Origin of the sequence: Kluyvera sp. STS39-E, assembly GCF_040932435.1 — a bacterium.
Lineage (GTDB): Bacteria > Pseudomonadota > Gammaproteobacteria > Enterobacterales > Enterobacteriaceae > Kluyvera.
The window spans coordinates 159,838-178,694 of sequence record NZ_JBFQGA010000010.1 but is presented as its reverse complement, the minus strand read 5'-3'; the positions used below and the strand labels follow the sequence as shown (position 1 = coordinate 178,694).

Annotated in this window: 10 protein-coding genes and 1 tRNA gene; 7 read left to right on the top strand and 4 right to left on the bottom strand. The window is 49.6% G+C overall.

The genetic code is table 11. The features are described 5' to 3' along the window. The first annotated feature begins 11 nt into the window (after positions 1-11). From AB4K05_RS20860 to brxL, 4 genes are all read left to right on the top strand, one after another. Positions 12-3,014 carry a reverse transcriptase domain-containing protein gene (locus AB4K05_RS20860; RefSeq protein WP_099433764.1) on the top strand — a complete coding sequence of 1,001 codons (3,003 nt, stop codon included), beginning with the start codon at positions 12-14 and terminating at the stop codon, positions 3,012-3,014. Continuing rightward, on the top strand, positions 3,014-4,798 hold the full coding sequence (pglX, locus tag AB4K05_RS20855; protein WP_099433765.1) for a BREX-1 system adenine-specific DNA-methyltransferase PglX: 1,785 nt from the start codon (positions 3,014-3,016) through the stop codon (positions 4,796-4,798). The genes AB4K05_RS20860 and pglX overlap by 1 nt, the downstream gene beginning before the upstream one ends. A 217-nt stretch (positions 4,799-5,015) precedes the next feature. Further along, positions 5,016-7,619, top strand: coding sequence for a BREX-1 system phosphatase PglZ type A (gene pglZ, locus AB4K05_RS20850; protein WP_099433766.1), 2,604 nt, complete (start codon positions 5,016-5,018; stop codon positions 7,617-7,619). A 257-nt stretch (positions 7,620-7,876) separates the two neighbouring features. Continuing rightward, complete coding sequence (gene brxL / locus AB4K05_RS20845) at positions 7,877-9,937, top strand: protease Lon-related BREX system protein BrxL (RefSeq protein ID WP_171862425.1); 2,061 nt, start codon at positions 7,877-7,879, stop codon at positions 9,935-9,937. Between the two features lie 130 nt (positions 9,938-10,067). On the opposite strand, the gene AB4K05_RS20840 is transcribed toward brxL, so the two are convergent. Further along, positions 10,068-11,336 carry an integrase arm-type DNA-binding domain-containing protein gene (locus tag AB4K05_RS20840; RefSeq protein ID WP_094760997.1) on the bottom strand — a complete coding sequence of 423 codons (1,269 nt, stop codon included), beginning with the start codon at positions 11,334-11,336 and terminating at the stop codon, positions 10,068-10,070. Positions 11,337-11,535: 199 nt separating this feature from the next. After that, a tRNA-Leu gene (locus AB4K05_RS20835) sits at positions 11,536-11,620 on the bottom strand. Between the two features lie 212 nt (positions 11,621-11,832). Here AB4K05_RS20835 and AB4K05_RS20830 point away from each other — a divergent pair. After that, on the top strand, positions 11,833-12,852 hold the full coding sequence (locus tag AB4K05_RS20830; protein ID WP_368481771.1) for an NAD(P)-dependent alcohol dehydrogenase: 1,020 nt from the start codon (positions 11,833-11,835) through the stop codon (positions 12,850-12,852). A 286-nt stretch (positions 12,853-13,138) separates the two neighbouring features. Continuing rightward, positions 13,139-14,641: a helicase HerA-like C-terminal domain-containing protein gene (locus tag AB4K05_RS20825; RefSeq protein ID WP_368481770.1), complete on the top strand. Its 1,503-nt coding sequence runs from the start codon at positions 13,139-13,141 to the stop codon at positions 14,639-14,641. A gap of 177 nt (positions 14,642-14,818) precedes the next feature. Here the strand turns inward: AB4K05_RS20825 and lptG are convergent, their stop codons facing one another. After that, on the bottom strand, positions 14,819-15,901 hold the full coding sequence (lptG, locus tag AB4K05_RS20820) for an LPS export ABC transporter permease LptG (protein ID WP_368481769.1): 1,083 nt from the start codon (positions 15,899-15,901) through the stop codon (positions 14,819-14,821). Next, the gene (gene lptF / locus AB4K05_RS20815) at positions 15,901-17,001 is read right to left on the bottom strand and encodes an LPS export ABC transporter permease LptF (RefSeq protein WP_368481768.1); all 1,101 of its coding nucleotides are present in this window, start codon (positions 16,999-17,001) and stop codon (positions 15,901-15,903) included. The genes lptG and lptF overlap by 1 nt, the downstream gene beginning before the upstream one ends. A 267-nt stretch (positions 17,002-17,268) precedes the next feature. On the opposite strand from lptF, the gene pepA reads away from it, so the two are divergent. After that, the gene (gene pepA, locus AB4K05_RS20810) at positions 17,269-18,780 is read left to right on the top strand and encodes a leucyl aminopeptidase (protein ID WP_052282401.1); all 1,512 of its coding nucleotides are present in this window, start codon (positions 17,269-17,271) and stop codon (positions 18,778-18,780) included. The last annotated feature ends 77 nt before the right edge of the window (positions 18,781-18,857 follow it).

Sequence of the window (18,857 nt, the reverse complement as noted above, 5' to 3'; positions counted from 1 at the left end):
GGAGACACGATATGGGTTTTACATTAGAAGATTTAGGGCTCGCTTATCGTAAGGCTAAAGTAGACCTCTATTACTCGACAACTCCGTCGCTATTTGCCATTGCTGACTACGAGGATAAGCTGCAGGTTAACCTCACTGATTTGCAAGAACGAATCAATGGAGAAGATCAAGATTGGATACACAACCCAGATTTTCTAGGGGGTTGGTCTCTGGTCCCAAAAGCCATTAAAACGGAGAAAACAGATGACAGCACAGGACTAATTTTCGCGTCACCTGATGATGAATGGCAGAAGATAATAGAAGCTGGAAAAGAAATCACAGCAGAATTTCGTTTGATGGCCTGCTGCAGTTTGGACTTCCATGTCCTTTCAGCTCTTTGGATGCTCAAGGTGGGTTCGCTTTTTGATAAAAAACTCAGTAGCAATGTTTATGGCAGCCGATTACGCCGTAATCGCCATGGTCAAATTAACGAACTAGCACTGGGATCATTTACTCCTTACCTCAAACCTTTTCGCGACTGGCGTGATGGCGGCATTAACGCTATGCGTTCAGCACTGCAAGATAAAAAAGAGGTCTTAGCTCTTACAGCTGATGTGAGCAGTTTTTTCCATGAACTAAATCCCGGTTTTATGCAAGATCCGGCCTTTATAAAACTGATCGGCGTCGAATTGGATCAGAGTCAGACGAGAGTGCACCAATTGTTTATTACTGCACTGGAAGCCTGGGCAAAACTAACACCACTCGGAAAAGGCTTACCCGTTGGTTTGCCAGCCTCTGCTGTTGTTGCCAATGCAGCACTCTTTAAGCTCGATCAGTTTATCGAACAGCAGGTTGTTCCACTCTACTATGGTCGCTATGTGGATGACATCCTGTTAGTGATGGAAAATACCAGTAAGATAAAAAATACGTATCAGTTCTGGGATTGGATCTTCAATCGGGATGGGGGCAAAGAGTTATTTAAGTGGGAACATATGGATAACCCAAAAGAACAGGCTATCCTTTTCAAGCCTGATTACCTTGAAACATGTTCCAGCCGTATCGTGTTTACAAACAACAAAAATAAATTATTCGTTCTGTCTGGCGCGGCTGGTATTGCTTTGGTCAATGCTATCTCTGAGCAGATTAATCAACGTGCAAGCGAATGGCGCTCTTTACCAAACCTTCCTGATTCAGCCGAATCAGTGGCAACCGATCTGCTTAAAGCAACCAGTCATATTGGTGAACAAGCCGATAATCTGCGTAAAACTGATGCTTTAACCCTGCATCGAGCTAGCTTCGCTCTCAATCTGCGTGACTATGAAGCTTACGAGCGCGACCTTCCGCCTGATGCCTGGAAAGAACACCGCCATGCTTTTTTTGATGCGGTAACAGGTCATTTGCTTACGCCGATAAAATTCTTCGAACTGGCTCAATACCTGCCACGTATCATTCGAATGGCAGTCGCTTGTGAAGATTTTAGCTATCTTGATAAAATGATTAAGGCTCTTAATAAGCTAACGGAAAAGGTCAAAGATCATTGCACTATATCGATTAAGGCTCTGCAGTCTTCCTTGCAATATCAACAACATGATTGGTGGAACACACTTTACGATGCTGTTGCTGAAAGCATTATTTCGTCTTTTCCACACAAGCTATGTGGTGAAGGAAAGGTTGCCTGGGAGGAATTCCGTAATACCTTACAGTTTAAAAAGCACTTAGAGTCTAGTCTGTTTAAACTTCTCGGCAGCAATGTCTTACAGGGAGCTCATGCTCGGCTATTCAGTTACGATCTAGCGCATATTCCACTTCGCTTCATCGGCCTGCCCAAAGAGATTGTGAGCCAGCGAGGCATCATTGCACGTAATAAATTAATCACCTCAGATGCACATGAGTTACTTCCTTGCAATATAACGGAAGGTATCCGTATTCTCGTGGATTGGCTCAAATTTAAAAGAGGGATCCCGGCAGGTCTAAATTTCGCTACTCGCCCTTTTAGCCTCAATGAGTTGTATTTGATAGCACCAGATCCGTTTAATTCGCTTCACTGCGCTAAGCTGAGCCAGGTGATGCAGGCTTTACGTGGTTTTGAGCTGACCAAGCACAAAATGCCGCATTGGAATAACGGTAAGAAAATACTTCAGATCCCTGATGGCGAACCTAAGTCCAAGCATACAATCGCGGTATCTAGCTGGGAAACTAGTGGGTCGAGTTTTGTCGCAGCGGTGATGAACAAACCCGATCCTGATAGTCGTCGCCGTTATCAGCGACTCAGTCGTCTAATCAATGAACTGATCTCCAGACCTGATAATAGTGGATATCTCATTTTACCGGAGCTGGCTTTACCACCGCAGTGGTTTATTCGCATAGCCCACAAACTTAAGGGGCGTGGTATTTCATTTATCAGTGGTGTGGAATATCTGCATGCTCCGAAAAAGCGCGTACGTAATCAGGTATGGGCCTCGCTGAGTCATGATGGTCTGGGCTTCCCATCTCTGATGCTCTACCGACAAGATAAGCAGCGACCTGCATTACATGAAGAACAGGAACTCTTCCGCCTTGCAGGTCTTGAATTAAGCCCTGCCACACAATGGACACAACCCCCGATTGTGCAACATGGAGATTTTCGTTTTGCATTGATGATCTGCAGCGAATTGACCAATATTCGTTATCGGGCAGATCTGCGCGGTAAAATCGATGCGTTATTTGTACCAGAATGGAACCCTGATACCGACACGTTTAATGCATTGGTAGAATCCGCTGCACTTGATATCCATGCCTACATCATCCAGTGTAATAATCGCCTTTATGGCGATAGCCGTATTCGTGCACCTTACAAAGAACGCTACCAACGCGACTTAATGCGCGTGAAAGGTGGGAATCACGATTACTGCATCACCGGTGAAATTGATGTAACGACCTTACGCCAATTCCAGTCCAACCACCGTTCACCAGGAAAACCCTTTAAGCCCGTTCCGGATGGATTTGCTCAGGATATGGCACATAACAGAAAAGAATTGCCAAAAGGAGACTCATAATGGTCCAGCAAGAAAATAACAACATGGACAAACACTTTTATCGAGCTTCAGCCAAGGATTTTGAAAAAATTCCGGGAAGCCCAATTGCATATTGGGTTAACGACATGGTTATTTCCAGCTTCAAATTTGAAAAGCTACGTGAAGTTGCTGATGCAAAACAAGGCATGGCCACCTCTGATAATGGCCGCTTCTTACGTTTCTGGCATGAAGTAAGCGCGGATAAATCATGTTTTGACTGCAAAAGTGCCGAAGAATCTGAAAGCAGACCTGAGAAATGGTACGCCTACAATAAAGGTGGAGAGTTTCGTCGTTGGTTTGGAAATAACGAATATTTGGTTAACTGGGAAAAAAATGGAGTAGAACTTAAAGAGTTTGTTGAAGAAATTAACAAGCTTAGACCTGGAGGACGCCTAAAAAATCAAGAATACTATTTTCGTGAGAACATAACTTATTCATCGTTAAGCTCTGGCTTATTCTCTGCAAGATATAATCCTACAGGCTTTCTTTTCGATACCAAGGGATCTTGTATATTTCCTATATCTGTAGATAAACATGGGCTACTTGGTCTGTTGAATAGCAAGGTTGCTCAAACTTTTCTGAATATTCTTTGTCCGACACTTGACTACAGTTCAATAGGGATAAATGCGATACCGGTTAAATTACCAGAAAAAAAATTCTTGACCGAGACCCTCATTGAACTGTCAAAAAGTGATTGGGACTCTAATGAGCTTTCTTGGGCATTCAATAGATTACCTCTACTCCCACCAGTTTTCAGTGAGTTATTGTTGGATAACTGCTACCAAAAACTGCGTACATCTATGCACAATAAATCTCAGGAAATGCAACGCCTCGAAGAGGAGAATAACAGTCTTTTTATCGACACCTATGGCTTGCAAAATGAGCTGACGCCTGACGTACCACTAAGTGAAATAACCCTCACCTGTAACCCGCATTATCGCTATGGCGGTAATCTGACCGACAAAGAGCGAGAAGACAGACTGCAATCGGATACCGTCGTAGAACTGATTTCCTATTCGCTCGGCTGTATGATGGGGCGCTATTCACTAGATCGTGAGGGACTGGTTTATGCCCATGCCGGTAACAAAGGTTTTAAAACACTAGTTGAAGGAGGTGCTTATATCAGTTTCCCGGCTGATAGCGATGGTATTCTACCTCTGGCCTCAGAGACTTGGTTTGAGGATGATATTGCTGTTCGTTTTGTAGAGTTTATCCGCACTGTATGGGGGAATATTCATCTGGAAGAGAACTTGCAATTTATTGCCGATAGCCTGTGCTTAGCTGCGATCAAGCCAGTGAAAAAAGGAGGAGAAACCTCACGCGAGACGATTCGCCGCTATCTCTCGACCCAATTCTTTAAAGATCACTTGAAGACCTACAAAAAACGCCCGATCTACTGGCTATTCAGTTCAGGTAAAGAGAAAGCCTTTGAATGCTTGGTCTATTTACATCGCTACAATGAAACAACTCTCCCGCGCATGCGCACTGAGTATGTCACGCCCCTGCTCGGCCAAATGGATAGCCGTATTGAGCGCCTGCGCCTGCAGCAGAATGAAGCAGAAACAGCCGAAGCCAAACTCATCGGTAAAGAGATCGATAGCCTGACCAAACAGCTTACCGAGCTGCGTTCTTTTGGCGACCAACTCAAACACTATGCTGATATGAAGATCCAGCTCGATCTCGACGATGGTGTTAAGATCAATTACGGCAAGTTCGGTACTTTATTAGCTGAAGTGAAAGCTATTACTGGTGATAAAGCCGAGTAAGTTCAAAAAGATAAAGCGGAGACACTAGTGTCTCCGCTTTATAACTTTGTTCTCACTGTCCCCTTGTACAAATCAGTTAGATTAGCTATCGAATCTTTAGCATGTGGGATTCGGTCACTCATCAACGTTCAGAGTTGGTATAATCATCTTCAACATTACACACTACCGCCGATTCACAGCCATGGTGCTGATGGCTTAATTATTCCGAGACGTACTGATGGATATCACTCAGCTTCAAACCGGGCTTAACAACAAATTCACCGCAGATAGGATTGTTTTCTGGCACGACCCAGAACAGAGCTTTACTGCACAGCTAACAGAACTCGCCATACTGTGGAACGGGTTGCCAGTAATAGTGCTCAATATGGCAGAGCAGTCACAGCTTCAGACGCGCAAACGCATTGAAATCGATGAACCCACGCAGGGGTTCCTTCTCTACTGGCCCAGTTCAGAACCATCACCAGCTAAAGACTGGTTGCTCGATATACGTCGTTATAGCACCACGTTTTATGCTGATGCAGCCTCAATTCTGCTTAATGACCTCGGTCTCGCCAATATGGCGCTGCGCGACCACATCGCGTCACGTAAAAGCTTTTTCGCCAACAAGGAGCGTACTGCAGCCTTTAAACGTCGCCTGGACGGCCGTGGCGGCATAGAAGATCCGCTATCACTTGATATGAAAATGATAAGTGTCGTGCTGACCTGTCATGCTCAGATTGCCGAAATAATGAAAAGCATTGGCGATCGGTTACTTGAGAATGCTGAAACCGCTCTTTTTCCGCTAGAACAGCATGGATTGCTGCCTGCATTTTGGCATTTAATGAACCGTGAATATGGATACCACATAGCTGAAGGGACAGAACCGTCACTACGCGAACTGATTCGTAAGTTACTGGTGAGTGAATGCTACGAACAGCTTGATGCTAAAGAGCGCCCTGTCTGGCTACAGTCACAACTATTAGCCACTCCCACCGGACGTGCGAATGCTATGGCTCTACTATCTGGTTGGCGTGATTCTAACCAGTACAGCAGCAATTTTGCCGACATCTCTGCACAGGTAGCGGATCAGCTCGAACTTGCTTCACGCCTGACAGCGCAAGATATCTGGCTCTGGGGAGAAGTCGAAGGCTTTGAAGCAGTCGAACAAGGTTTGATCCGTGAGCTGATATCTGGATTAAACAACGGTGACTTGAAACTGAATCGAGTAGAGTTTGCCCAACTAATCTCTCGTCGTCGACATGGATTCTGGGCCAGAACTATACCTAAATATGCATATATTTACCAGGCGCTGCAACAAGCTGAATTGTTGCTAGAACTACGCCGTTCGAAACCGGATGGTTTTCATTACACTTCAGCGCAAGAAATGTATCTTGCCTATGAAGCTGAATTGTTCCAGTTTGATGCAGCCTATCGCCTATTTAATGAAGCACTATTGCATCTGCAAGGGCAGTCGGTAGAAGTGCTGGCAGTACTGGCCAGTAAAATCGAAGATCTGTATGTGAACTGGTATCTATACCAACTGGGACTGACATGGGATGGGTTGCTAGATAAAGAGCAGTTGCTTGATAACTGGCAACTTGGTCTCCCTTCTCAGCATCGCTTCTATGATACAGTCATCAAACAACGCCTTACCCAAAGCGGCGTCAAGCGCCAGTTTGTTATTATCAGTGATGCCTTGCGCTATGAAGTTGCTCATGAGCTCCAGGGACAGATAAATGAAGCCAAGCGCTTCTCTGCACAGCTCAAGAGCCAGCTCGGGGTACTACCTAGCTACACGCAACTTGGCATGGCCGCCTTACTCCCTCATCAGCAACTTGACTATGCCGCTACCAACTCAACAGTATTAGTAGATGGACAGAACAGCGCGGGTTTAGAAAATCGCAGCACTATTCTAAGTAAGGTAGGTGGTATAGCGATTTCGGCCAAAAGTCTGCTGAGCTGGACCCGGGCAGAAGCTAACGAGGCGGTTGGTGACGCAAAGGTAATCTACGTCTATCACGATGTCATCGATGCTCAGAGTGAATCTCAGAAAAGTGAGCTCAAGACATTCATTCATGCCCGCCAGGCTATAGACGAACTGAATGGACTCATCAACAAAATTATCAATGGGTTTGGCGTTACTCGCGTAGTTATCACAGCCGATCATGGATTCTTATTCCAACAGGCCTCAGTTGAAAACGGGGTAAAATCGTCTCTGAAATACGAACCATCTGGAACTCTGGAAGCTTCAAAACGCTATCTCCTTGGTCGCAATTTACCAACAAACGAAGATGTCTGGCATGGGCAATTGCGTAATATTGTTGATGGTAACTCTGATGTGGAATTCTGGCTTCCGAAAGGAGTGAGCCGTTTCCATTTTGTTGGTGGAGCCCGCTTCGTCCATGGTGGTGCAATGTTGCAAGAGGTCTGTGTTCCAATACTTGAAGTACAAGAGCTGCGTGGCAAGAAACAAACTCTGCATGAAAAAACCAAAGTCGACATAGTTCCGGCATACCAACCCATTAAGCTGGTAAATGTTATCGATAAAATCCGCTTCCTGCAGACCGATGCCGTCGATGAACGTCATAAATCAAGAATGGTTCGTATCTCGGTGTTAGATAGTTCAGAACAAACCGTGTCAGCTATTGAGAAGCTACTCTTTGAAGCGACCTCAAGTAATCTGGATCAGCGCCAGCAAGACGTGCGTTTAAAACTGACCGGTGCTCAATTTGACCGCAAGGCGCAGTATCAATTGCTGCTCGTTGATGATGAGGATGGTATTGAAATGGCACGCTATCCAGTCACTATTGATTTGGCAATCCAGGATGAATTCGGTTTTTAATGGCTCGCAAAATAGCGATCCTGTGGATGTGATAAGTAAATTCTAATGTTGGGTGCCAGCTAATCAGTACCCGGGAGCAATACCAGATGCCACATGATGAGATAAATCCTACTGAAGGTGAGTTTGTAGGAAAGGAAACCGCACAAGAGCCAGCGGTGAATGTCACACATATCACGAACAATGTAGTGATCCAGCAGATGGACGTTTACACGGAGAAGCTTGCCCAGCCGAGCGGAACTACTGTTGATGAGGCTTCTATGCTCAGCATTGACGATGAGTTATCTCAGCATGCCAGCATGGATCTTGATGCCCGTCTAAATCGTTACTTTAAGGGTAAAGTTGTCCGTAAGGATTTGACCAAACAGCTAAAAGAAGGGGCTAATGTCCCTGTCTATGTACTGGAATATCTGCTCGGTATGTACTGTGCTTCAGACGATGATGAAGTGGTACGCGAAGGTCTTGAAAACGTCAAAAAAATCCTCGCTGAGAACTATGTTCGCCCGGATGAGGCTGAGAAAGTAAAATCTCTGATTCGTGAGCGTGGTAGCTTTAAAGTGATCGATAAGATCGGAGTAAAGCTCAACCAGAAGAAAGATGTCTACGAGGCTCAGCTTTCGAACCTCGGTATCAAAGATGCCGTGATCCCCGCCAACATTGTTAAAGCTAACGAGAAGCTGCTCACCGGGGGGATCTGGTGTATCGTTACTCTTAACTATTTTTATGAAGAAGGGCAAAGAATTTCGCCCTTCTCAATTTTCAACCTTAAGCCGATCCAGATGCCCTCCATGGATATGGAAGAACTTTTTGCCGCCCGGGCTAATTTCTCAACAGACCAATGGCTGGATACCCTGATCCGCTCTATTGGCATGGAGCCAACCAATCTGAAGCAACGGGTGAAATGGCATCTGTTAACGCGGATGATCCCCTTTGTTGAGAACAACTATAACGTCTGCGAACTCGGCCCACGTGGTACCGGTAAAAGCCACGTCTATAAAGAGTGCTCGCCTAATTCATTACTAGTCTCAGGTGGCCAGACGACGGTCGCCAATCTGTTTTACAACATGAGTTCCCGGCAGGTTGGGCTGGTAGGCATGTGGGATGTAGTAGCTTTTGACGAAGTGGCTGGTATTACCTTCAAGGATAAAGATGGTGTCCAGATCATGAAGGATTACATGGCATCGGGCTCTTTTTCCCGTGGCCGTGATTCTATCGAAGCCAAAGCATCCATGGTATTTGTCGGCAACATAAACCAAAGCGTAGAAACGTTAGTCAAAACCAGTCACCTGCTGGCACCTTTCCCGGAAGCGATGATCGATACAGCCTTCTTTGACCGTTTCCATGCCTATATCCCAGGCTGGGATATCCCTAAGATGCGGCCTGAATTTTTTACCAATAACTACGGTCTGATCACCGACTATCTGGCCGAATATATGCGAGAAATGCGCAAGCGTAGTTTCTCTGATGCTATCGACCGCTTCTTTAAACTCGGGAACAACCTCAACCAACGCGATGTAATCGCAGTACGCCGCACGGTCTCAGGTTTGCTCAAATTACTGTATCCTCATGGTGTGTTTGGTAAAGAGGAGGTACGTCCTTGTCTCACCTACGCATTAGAGTTACGTCGTAGAATCAAAGAGCAGTTGAAAAAACTAGGCGGCATGGAGTTTTTCGATGTTCATTTCAGCTATCTCGACAACGAAACTCTGGAAGAGTTTTTCGTCAATGTACCTGAGCAAGGCGGGAGCCAGTTGATCCCCGAAGGTCTGAGTAAACCGGGAGTTGTGCACATGGTTACCAAGGGTGTCACAGGCCAACTGGGCCTGTATCGCTTCGAGACTCAGATGACCCCCGGTAATGGTAAACACACGACATCTGGCCTAGGCTCCAATACACCAGCAAAAGAAGCAATCCGTATAGGTTTTGATTATTTCAAAGGCAACCTAAATCGCATCAGTGCTACCGCCAAATTTTCCGAGCATGAATACCATCTACATGCCGTTGAGTTACATAACTCAGGCCCTAGTACCAAAACCAGCCTTGCCGCCTTGGTAGCCTTCTGTTCCATTTTGATGGGCAAGCCAGTGCAAGAACAGATGGTCGTGCTCGGAGATATGACACTTGGTGGTGTGGTGAATCCGGTCGAAGATCTGGCTGGTAGTTTGCAACTGGCAATGGATAGTGGGGGCAAACGTGTGCTGCTGCCGATGGCATCAGCTTCTGATATCCCAACTGTGCCTGCTGAAATTTTCTCCAAATTCCAAATCAGTTTCTATGCAGATCCGGTGGATGCTGTGTATAAAGCATTGGGCGTTCATTGATATAAATGCACCACATCCAAATCTATTATGAGTGGATGTTATTCAAATAATGTTCCCGGAATAAACCACTGACCAGCTCCACTAGGGGCTGGTCAGTCAATTTTAATTTAAATACGCCCTGACAAATATTTCACTCACCATTCCCTTGGTTGATCTTCGCATAGTCAAACGGCGTAATCCCTTTCTCCCGGTTCGCATCTAGGAAATCCGCCCACCATTGCAGCATCAGTTTGCGTTCGTCGATAAACTCCGCCTTATGGATATACGCTGCCCGCACTGAGTTACGTTCCATATGGCTCATCTGCCGTTCTACCGCATCCTTCGACCATAGCCCTGACTCAATCAATGAGCTACAGGCCATCGTGCGGAAGCCGTGACCACAAACCTCAACCTTGGTGTCATAGCCCATCACCCGCAATGCACTGTTCACCGTGTTTTCACTCATGGGTTTACGTGGATCGTGATCGCCAATGAAAATCAGTTCATGCTTGCCACAGAACTGCTTTATCTGTTTCAGGATCTCCTGCGCCTGCTTAGACAAAGGCACCAGATGCGGTGTATGCATCTTTGAGCCGCGATGAGAATGCTTAACGCCAGGTATGGGTTCTCTCTCAGGAGGGATCGTCCACATCGAGGTTTCAAAATCTATCTCCGACCAGCGTGCAAAACGCAGTTCACTGGAACGAATAAAGATAAGCAGGGTGAGTTCGGTTGCCCAACGGGTTAATGGTCTTCCGGTATAGCCATCTATTTTCTGAAGCAGTTCTGGAATACGCTTTAAGGCCAGCGCAGGACGATGCTTTCGATTGCCAGAAGCAACCGCTCCTGCCATCTCCTGAGCCGGATTGTAATCAATTAAACCGCTTTGTACTGCATAACGCATGATGGCCGTAGTACGTTGTTGGAGACGGGAAGCCACTTCAAGACGTCCAGACGTCTCTACGGCCTTAATGGGAAGTAACAAATCGCGGGTGCTCAATTCAGCAATATTGCGCGTCCCAATCGCCGGAAAAACATTATCCTCCAGACTCTTTTTCACACGCTCAGCGTGGTCTTCCGACCATTTCTGGTTGGTCGCGAGCCAATCTCGGGCAACCTTCTCGAAAGTAATAATCTCTTTCGCCTGTTCTTCTTTCACTGCACGTTTATGTTCGCGTGGATCGATACCAGCAGCTACCAGCTTCCTGGCCTCCTCCCTTTTCTTCCTGGCATCCGCAAGTGAAACTTCGGGATAAACGCCAAACGCCATCACATGCTGTTTGCCACCAAAGCGAAAACGAAATCGCCAATATTTGGAGCCATTCGCATGCACCAGTAAAAACAGGCCATCACCATCAGATAGTGGGTTTGCATTATCTTCAGGTTTTGCCGAACGGACTTTAGTATCAGTCAGAGCCATGATGGTTCTCCTTCCATGTACCGCCGTGAGTATACAAACATTATCGAATCAGCATATATACTCAGTTATATACTCACAAGCGACTTGATGTGGGTTGACCCAGGTTGACTTCATCTGAAGGGAAAATCGCGGAAAGCCTTATATGGCGCGGATTTCAGGCATAAAAAAAGACCTCAGTTGAGGTCTATTTACATACTTTTGGTGCCGAAGGCCGGACTCGAACCGGCACGTATTTCTACGGTTGATTTTGAATCAACTGCGTCTACCGATTTCGCCACTCCGGCACGGAAAGGTATGCGGAAAACGTTGTGGATTATACCTACCACGCGCCACCTTGCAAGCACCAGCTTGCACTCGGCGCGCTAAGTGCCGAAAAAAACAGCACTCTTCCATCTCCATCACATTTATCCCCTCTGCATAATCCCCTCTTCCGCCAAGCACCCTGCCCCCACATGCTCTACACTCTCTGTTCAACACCACACGAAAGAGATACACGATGTCCATAATAAAAAGCTACGCGGCAAAAAATGCCGGGGAAGAACTGGAAGTTTGGGAATACGATGCCGGTGAATTACTGCCGGAAGATGTTGAGGTGAAGGTTGACTACTGTGGGATCTGCCACTCGGATCTGTCGATGATCGACAATGAATGGGGATTCTCGCAGTATCCACTGGTTGCCGGTCATGAGGTGATTGGGCACGTGGTTGCGCTAGGCAGCGCCGCGCAGAGTAAAGGACTGAAGATCGGTCAGCGCGTGGGGATTGGCTGGACAGCGCGAAGCTGTGGCCACTGCGATGCCTGTATCGACGGCAACCAGATTAACTGTACCGAAGGTTCGGTACCGACCATCCTTAACCACGGCGGCTTTGCCGATAAACTTCGCGCCGACTGGCAATGGGTAATTCCGCTGCCGGACAACATCGATATTGAAACCGCTGGCCCAATGCTGTGCGGCGGGATTACCGTATTTAAACCGCTGCTGATGCATCATGTTACCGCCACCAGCCGCGTAGGCGTTATCGGGATTGGTGGGCTTGGGCATATCGCAATTAAGCTGCTGCGCGCTATGGGCGCCGAAGTCACCGCATTTAGCTCGAACCCCTCGAAAGAGCAGGAAGTACGGGCGATGGGCGCAGACCATGTGGTGAACAGCCGTTCACCAGAAGCCCTGAAAGAGTTGGCGGGTCAGTTTGACCTTATCATCAACACCGTCAACGTCGACCTTAACTGGCAGCCTTACTTTGAAGCGCTGGCATCGGGTGGCAACTTCCATACCGTTGGCGCCGTGCTAACGCCGCTGCCGGTGCCGGCCTTTACGCTGATTGGCGGTGACCGCAGCATCTCTGGTTCGGCAACGGGTAATCCGTTCGAACTGCGCAAACTGATGAAGTTTGCTGGACGCAGCAAGGTTGCACCCATTACCGAGCTGTTCCCGATGTCAAAAATCAACGATGCTATCCAACACGTACGTGACGGCAAAGCACGTTACCGCGTGGTGCTGAAAGCAGACTTCTGATGTGCTACCGGCGGTGCTCTGCCGCCGGTTCTCCCACACGATTTAAAAGCCTCCAGCCGTAGTTAATGGCCGTGGAGCCGCGGGACAACACTACCCCTTCAATAACATCCTCGACTAGCTGTTTTCTCCCGCTAATAATGAATTTGGGCATAGCCTTCCAAAAAAAAGCAAACCGCATGCAAAGCACAACCCTCGCTGGATAACGCACCGCAAAACGGACAATTTACTGCGTCGCAATGTCGTTGTTTTGCCTATACTCGACGCAGAGAAAATGGAGGAATGACCCATGAGCGCACCTTTGCTAATTGCACGCACCTTAGACACGCAGCTGTTTTTGCTTCCCGGAATGGCCAATCGACATGGGCTGGTTACCGGCGCGACGGGGACAGGAAAAACCGTCACTCTGCAAAAGCTGGCCGAGTCGTTCTCTGAGATTGGCGTGCCGGTATTTATGGCCGATGTCAAAGGCGACCTCACCGGCATAGCCCGTGAAGGTCAGGCGTCTGAGAAGCTGCAGACTCGGCTGAGTAAAATCGGCGTCACCGACTGGGAGCCTCATACAAATCCGGTTGTGCTGTGGGATATCTTTGGCGAGAGAGGGCATCCGGTACGCGCCACCGTGTCGGACCTCGGGCCTTTGCTGTTGGCTCGTCTGCTTAATCTCAATGAAGTGCAGTCCGGGGTGCTCAACATCATCTTCCGCATTGCCGACGATCGGGGTCTACTGTTGCTCGATTTTAAAGACCTGCGTGCCATTACCCAATACATCGGCGATAACGCCAAATCGTTCCAAACCCAGTATGGCAACATCAGCAGCGCCTCCGTCGGTGCTATTCAGCGTGGCCTGCTCACGCTGGAGCAGCAAGGTGCCGAACACTTCTTTGGCGAACCTATGCTGGACATCAAAGACTGGATGCGCACCGACAGCAACGGCAAAGGCATCATCAATATCCTCAGTGCCGAAAAGCTCTATCAGATGCCAAAGCTGTACGCCGCAAGCCTGCTGTGGATGCTCTCCGAACTATACGAACAGCTGCCGGAAGCGGGCGATCTGGAAAAACCGAAACTGGTGTTCTTCTTCGACGAAGCACACCTGCTGTTTAACGATGCGCCGCAGGTACTGCTGGATAAAATCGAGCAGGTGATCCGCCTGATTCGCTCAAAAGGTGTTGGCGTCTACTTTGTCTCGCAGAACCCGGCGGATATTCCCGATGTCGTGCTGGGGCAGTTGGGGAACCGGGTGCAGCATGCGCTGCGCGCCTTTACGCCCAAGGATCAAAAAGCGGTGAAAACCGCAGCGCAGACAATGCGCGCTAACCCGGCATTTAACACCGAACAGGCGATTCAGGAGCTAGGTACAGGCGAGGCGTTAATCTCCTTCCTCGATGAGAAAGGCAGCCCATCGGTGGTAGAGCGAGCGATGGTCATTGCCCCCTGCTCGCGGATGGGGCCGGTTACCGACGATGAACGCAACGTACTCATTAATAATTCGCCACTGTACGGCAAATATGAAGATGAGGTAGATAGAGAATCGGCGTTTGAGATGCTGCAAAAAGGCGTACAGAACAGCGCGGGACAGGCAGATGCGCCGCCAGCGCAAGACCAGCAGCAAAAAGACGATGACGGCATATTGGGTGGGCTGAAAGACATTATCTTTGGCACCACCGGGCCGCGCGGCGGTAAGCACGACGGGCTGGTGCAAACGGCGGCTAAAAGCGCCGTGCGCCAGGTAACGAATCAAATCGTGCGCGGCATGCTGGGCAGCCTGCTCGGCGGCAGACGCCGCTAGCGAAAGAAGAACGTAGGCCCGATAAGCGCAGCGCCATCGGGCATCTTGCCACACCTGCCGGATGGCGGCGTGAACGCCTTATCCGGCCTACGTATTCGTGCGGCGTGTGCAACGGCGGGGAAATTGCGGGCATAAAAAACCCGGCGTCGCGTTCGCTCGGCCGGGCTACAAGAGGGGTTAGCCTTTTCGCATCATCAGCCACAGGCTTATCAGGAAGAAGCTTGCGCTTGGCAGCAACGCACCGATAATCGGCGGGATGCCGTATACCAGCGTCAGCGGGCCAAAGATCTGGTCGAGGACGTAGAACACAAAACCAAAGCTAATCCCCGTCACCACGCGCACACCCATCGCTACGCTACGTAGCGGGCCGAAGATAAACGATAGCGCCATCAGCATCATCACCGCCACGGAGAGCGGCTGGAAGACCTTGCTCCACATGTTGAGCTGGTAGCGCCCAGAGTCTTGTCCACTGGCTTTCAGGTATTTAACGTAGTTGTGCAGGCCGCTAATAGAAAGCGCATCCGGGTCCAGCGCCACCACGCCAAGTTTGTCAGGCGTGAGGGTGGTTTTCCACGTGCCGCTTACCGTTTGTGTGCCGGTAATCTGTTTTGGGTCGCTCAGGTTGGACTCATCCACCTGCGACAGTCGCCACACCTTTTGTTCATTATCGAACTTGGCGCTAGCGGCATAACGCACGGACTGCAAACGACGTTCATCGTTAAACGCATAGATGCTCACGCCACCCAGCTCGTCGCTGCCTTTCACCCGTTCGATATAAACAAAACTGTGACCATCTTTCGCCCACATTCCTTGCTGTGTGGAAAGCAGCGAGCCGCCGTACATCTGCTGGGCACGATAGTTACGCGCCATTTGCTCACCCTGCGGCGCAACCCATTCCCCCATCGCCATGGTCAGCAGCACCAGCGGGATAGCCGTTTTCATCACGGCCAAGGCTACCTGCATGCGGGTAAACCCGGATGCCTGCATAACCACCAACTCGCTGCGCTGAGCCAACATGCCAAGCCCCAGCAAAGCCCCCAACAGAGCAGCCATTGGGAAGAAAATCTGCACATCTTTTGGCGCGCTGAGGATGGTATATAACCCCGCGCCCAACGCGTCGTAACTGCCCTGCCCGGCTTTTTTCAGCTGATCGACAAACTTGATGATGCCGGAGAGCGACACCAGCATGAACAGCGTCATCATGATGGTGGTGAAAATGGTCTTGCCGATGTAGCGGTCAAGTACACCAAACGGCTGCATTATACCGCTCCTCTATGCGTGAAACGGGCGCGGAAACGGCGCATTGGGATGGTATCCCACAGGTTCAACACCACGGCTAAAGCGAAGTAGAGCACGTTCACGGTCCACATCCACAACCCGGGATCAATTTTGCCTTTACCCGCATTCGACTTCAGCGAGGTCTGCAGCAAGAAGAACACCAGATACAGCAACATGGCAGGCAGCATCGACAGCACGCGCCCTTGGCGTGGGTTAACCACGCTCAGTGGAACGACCATCAGCGCCATAATAAAGACCGTGGCGACCAGCGTGAAACGCCAGTGCAATTCCGCTCGAGCGCGGTTAGTGTCAGTCTTCCACAGCGTGCTCATGTTCATTTGCTCGGTATCGGTCGGGTCTGAAGCCACCGTTTGATGACCAATAACGGCCTTATAGTTTTTGAAATCGGTAATACGGAAATCGCGCAGCATCGCGGTGCCTTCAAAGCGGGTCCCTTGGTTTAAGGTGACCACCTGGGAGCCATCTTTAAGCTGGGAAAGCTGGCCGGTATCTGCAACCACCACCGAAGGACGCGCGCTGCCTTTTGGACGAAGCTGTGCCAAGAAGACATCATGGAAGCTCGCACCTTTCACGCCTTCGATAAACAGCACCGCGTTACCATCGCTGGACTGCTGGAATTGCCCTTGCGCTAAGGCTGCCATTCCCGGATTTGCCTTGGCTTCCGACAGCACTTCGTCCTGATGACGAGACGACCACGGTCCCGCCCACATCACGTTCACCGCCGCGACAGTCCCGGTAAACAGCGCCAGCACCATCGCCGCTTTAATCAGTACCGCTTTACTTAGGCCACACGCGTGCATGACCGTAATTTCACTTTCGGTATACAGCTTGCCCAGCGTCATCAATAGACCTAGGAACAGACTCAGCGGGAGGATAAGCTGCGCCATCTCAGGCACGCCGAGCCCCAGCAAAGAAAGCACCAGGTTTGTCGGGATATCGCCGTCAACCGCTGCGCCAAGGATCCTCACCAATTTCTGACAAAAGAAGATCAGAAGTAGAATGAAGAGGATGGCAAGCTGGCTTTTTAGCGTCTCCCGCACCAGATATCGTATGATTATCACTATAAATACGCCCGTAAAAACCCGTCTTATTGCAGGAAAATAGCTTGTTTCATGGCTTAAACGTCATTTATTCTCTTGAGTCGTCGAAAACATCGCTAAGATTAAATGACTCAGCGGTTTCACGTTTCAGGAAATGTTCTGACGCGCCAACACCGTAATAACGTTAAGATTAACACGAAGTCACCGCAACAGCGGAAATGAGTTACGTAAGCTTGCAATTCTATCCGTAGCCACCGCCGTTGTCTTTAAGATTCAGGAGCGTAGTGCATGGAGTTCAGTGTAAAAAGTGGTAGCCCGGAGAAGCAGCGGAGTGCCTGTATCGTCGTGGGCGTATTCGAACCACGTCGGCTTTCTCCCATTGCCGAACAGCTCGATAAAATCAGCGACGGCTATATCAGTGCGCTGCTGCGCCGTGGCGAATTAGAAGGCAAACCGGGGCAGACCTTATTGCTGCACCACGTACCTAACGTGTTGTCAGAGCGCATCTTGCTTATCGGCTGCGGGAAAGAGCGCGAGCTTGATGAGCGTCAGTATAAGCAGGTTATTCAGAAAACAATTAATACCCTGAATGATACCGGCTCCATGGAAGCCGTCTGCTTCTTGACCGAACTGCACGTTAAGGGACGCAACAACTACTGGAAAGTGCGTCAGGCCGTCGAAACGGCAAAAGAAACGCTGTACAGCTTCGACCAGCTTAAAACCAACAAAAGCGAGCCGCGTCGCCCGCTGCGTAAAATGGTCTTCAACGTGCCAACCCGTCGTGAACTGACCAGCGGCGAACGCGCGATTCAGCACGGCCTAGCGATTGCCGCCGGTATTAAAGCGGCAAAAGACCTCGGCAACATGCCGCCAAATATTTGTAACGCCGCTTACCTCGCCTCCCAGGCGCGCCAGTTGGCAGACTCTTACAGCAAGAATGTCATCACCCGCGTCATTGGCGAACAGCAAATGAAAGAGCTGGGGATGCACTCCTATCTCGCGGTCGGCGATGGTTCGCAAAACGAATCTCTGATGTCGGTCATTGAGTATAAAGGTGTCGCTTCCGAGGACGTTCGTCCGATTGTGCTGGTCGGCAAAGGCCTGACCTTCGACTCCGGCGGTATCTCCATCAAACCTGCCGAAGGCATGGACGAGATGAAGTACGACATGTGCGGAGCGGCGGCGGTTTACGGCGTGATGCGCATGGTCGCTGAGCTTCAGTTGCCGATTAACGTCATCGGCGTACTGGCGGGCTGTGAAAACATGCCTGGCGGACGCGCCTATCGTCCAGGCGACGTGCTGACCACCATGTCCGGCCAAACCGTTGAAGTGTTGAACACCGATGCTGAAGGCCGTCTGGTGCTGTGTGACGTATTAACCTACGTTGAGCGCTTTGAGCCAGAAGCGGTCATCGACGTCGCGACGCTGACCGGCGCCTGCGTGATTGCCTTGGGCCATCACATCACCGGTCTGATGTCGAACCATAACCCGCTGGCACATGAGCTCATTGGCGCGTCCGAACAAGCCGGTGACCGCGCATGGCGTCTGCCGCTGGGTGACGAGTATCAAGAGCAGTTAGAGTCCAACTTTGCGGATATGGCCAACATTGGCGGTCGTCCAGGCGGCGCTATCACCGCAGGCTGCTTCTTGGCGCGCTTTACCCGTAAGTACAACTGGGCACACCTTGATATCGCCGGTACTGCATGGCGTTCCGGCAAGGCTAAAGGCGCAACCGGTCGTCCTGTTGCCCTGCTGTCGCAGTTCCTGCTGAACCGCGCTGGGTTTAACGGCGAAGAGTAAGGCTGAAATGCCGGATGACGCTACGCTTATCCGGCCTACATTGGGTATTTAACCGTAGGCCGGATAAGCGTAGCGCT

Bases quoted from the DNA above. Each gene is read 5' to 3' on its own strand.
- lptG (WP_368481769.1), bottom strand. From the start codon at position 15,901: ATGCAGCCGTTTGGTGTACTTGACCGCTACATCGGCAAGACCATTTTC.
- pepA (WP_052282401.1), top strand. From the start codon at position 17,269: ATGGAGTTCAGTGTAAAAAGTGGTAGCCCGGAGAAGCAGCGGAGTGCC.
- AB4K05_RS20825 (WP_368481770.1), top strand. From the start codon at position 13,139: ATGAGCGCACCTTTGCTAATTGCACGCACCTTAGACACGCAGCTGTTT.
- brxL (WP_171862425.1), top strand. From the start codon at position 7,877: ATGCTCAGCATTGACGATGAGTTATCTCAGCATGCCAGCATGGATCTT.
- AB4K05_RS20860 (WP_099433764.1), top strand. From the start codon at position 12: ATGGGTTTTACATTAGAAGATTTAGGGCTCGCTTATCGTAAGGCTAAA.
- pglZ (WP_099433766.1), top strand. From the start codon at position 5,016: ATGGATATCACTCAGCTTCAAACCGGGCTTAACAACAAATTCACCGCA.
- AB4K05_RS20830 (WP_368481771.1), top strand. From the start codon at position 11,833: ATGTCCATAATAAAAAGCTACGCGGCAAAAAATGCCGGGGAAGAACTG.
- AB4K05_RS20840 (WP_094760997.1), bottom strand. From the start codon at position 11,336: ATGGCTCTGACTGATACTAAAGTCCGTTCGGCAAAACCTGAAGATAAT.
- pglX (WP_099433765.1), top strand. From the start codon at position 3,014: ATGGTCCAGCAAGAAAATAACAACATGGACAAACACTTTTATCGAGCT.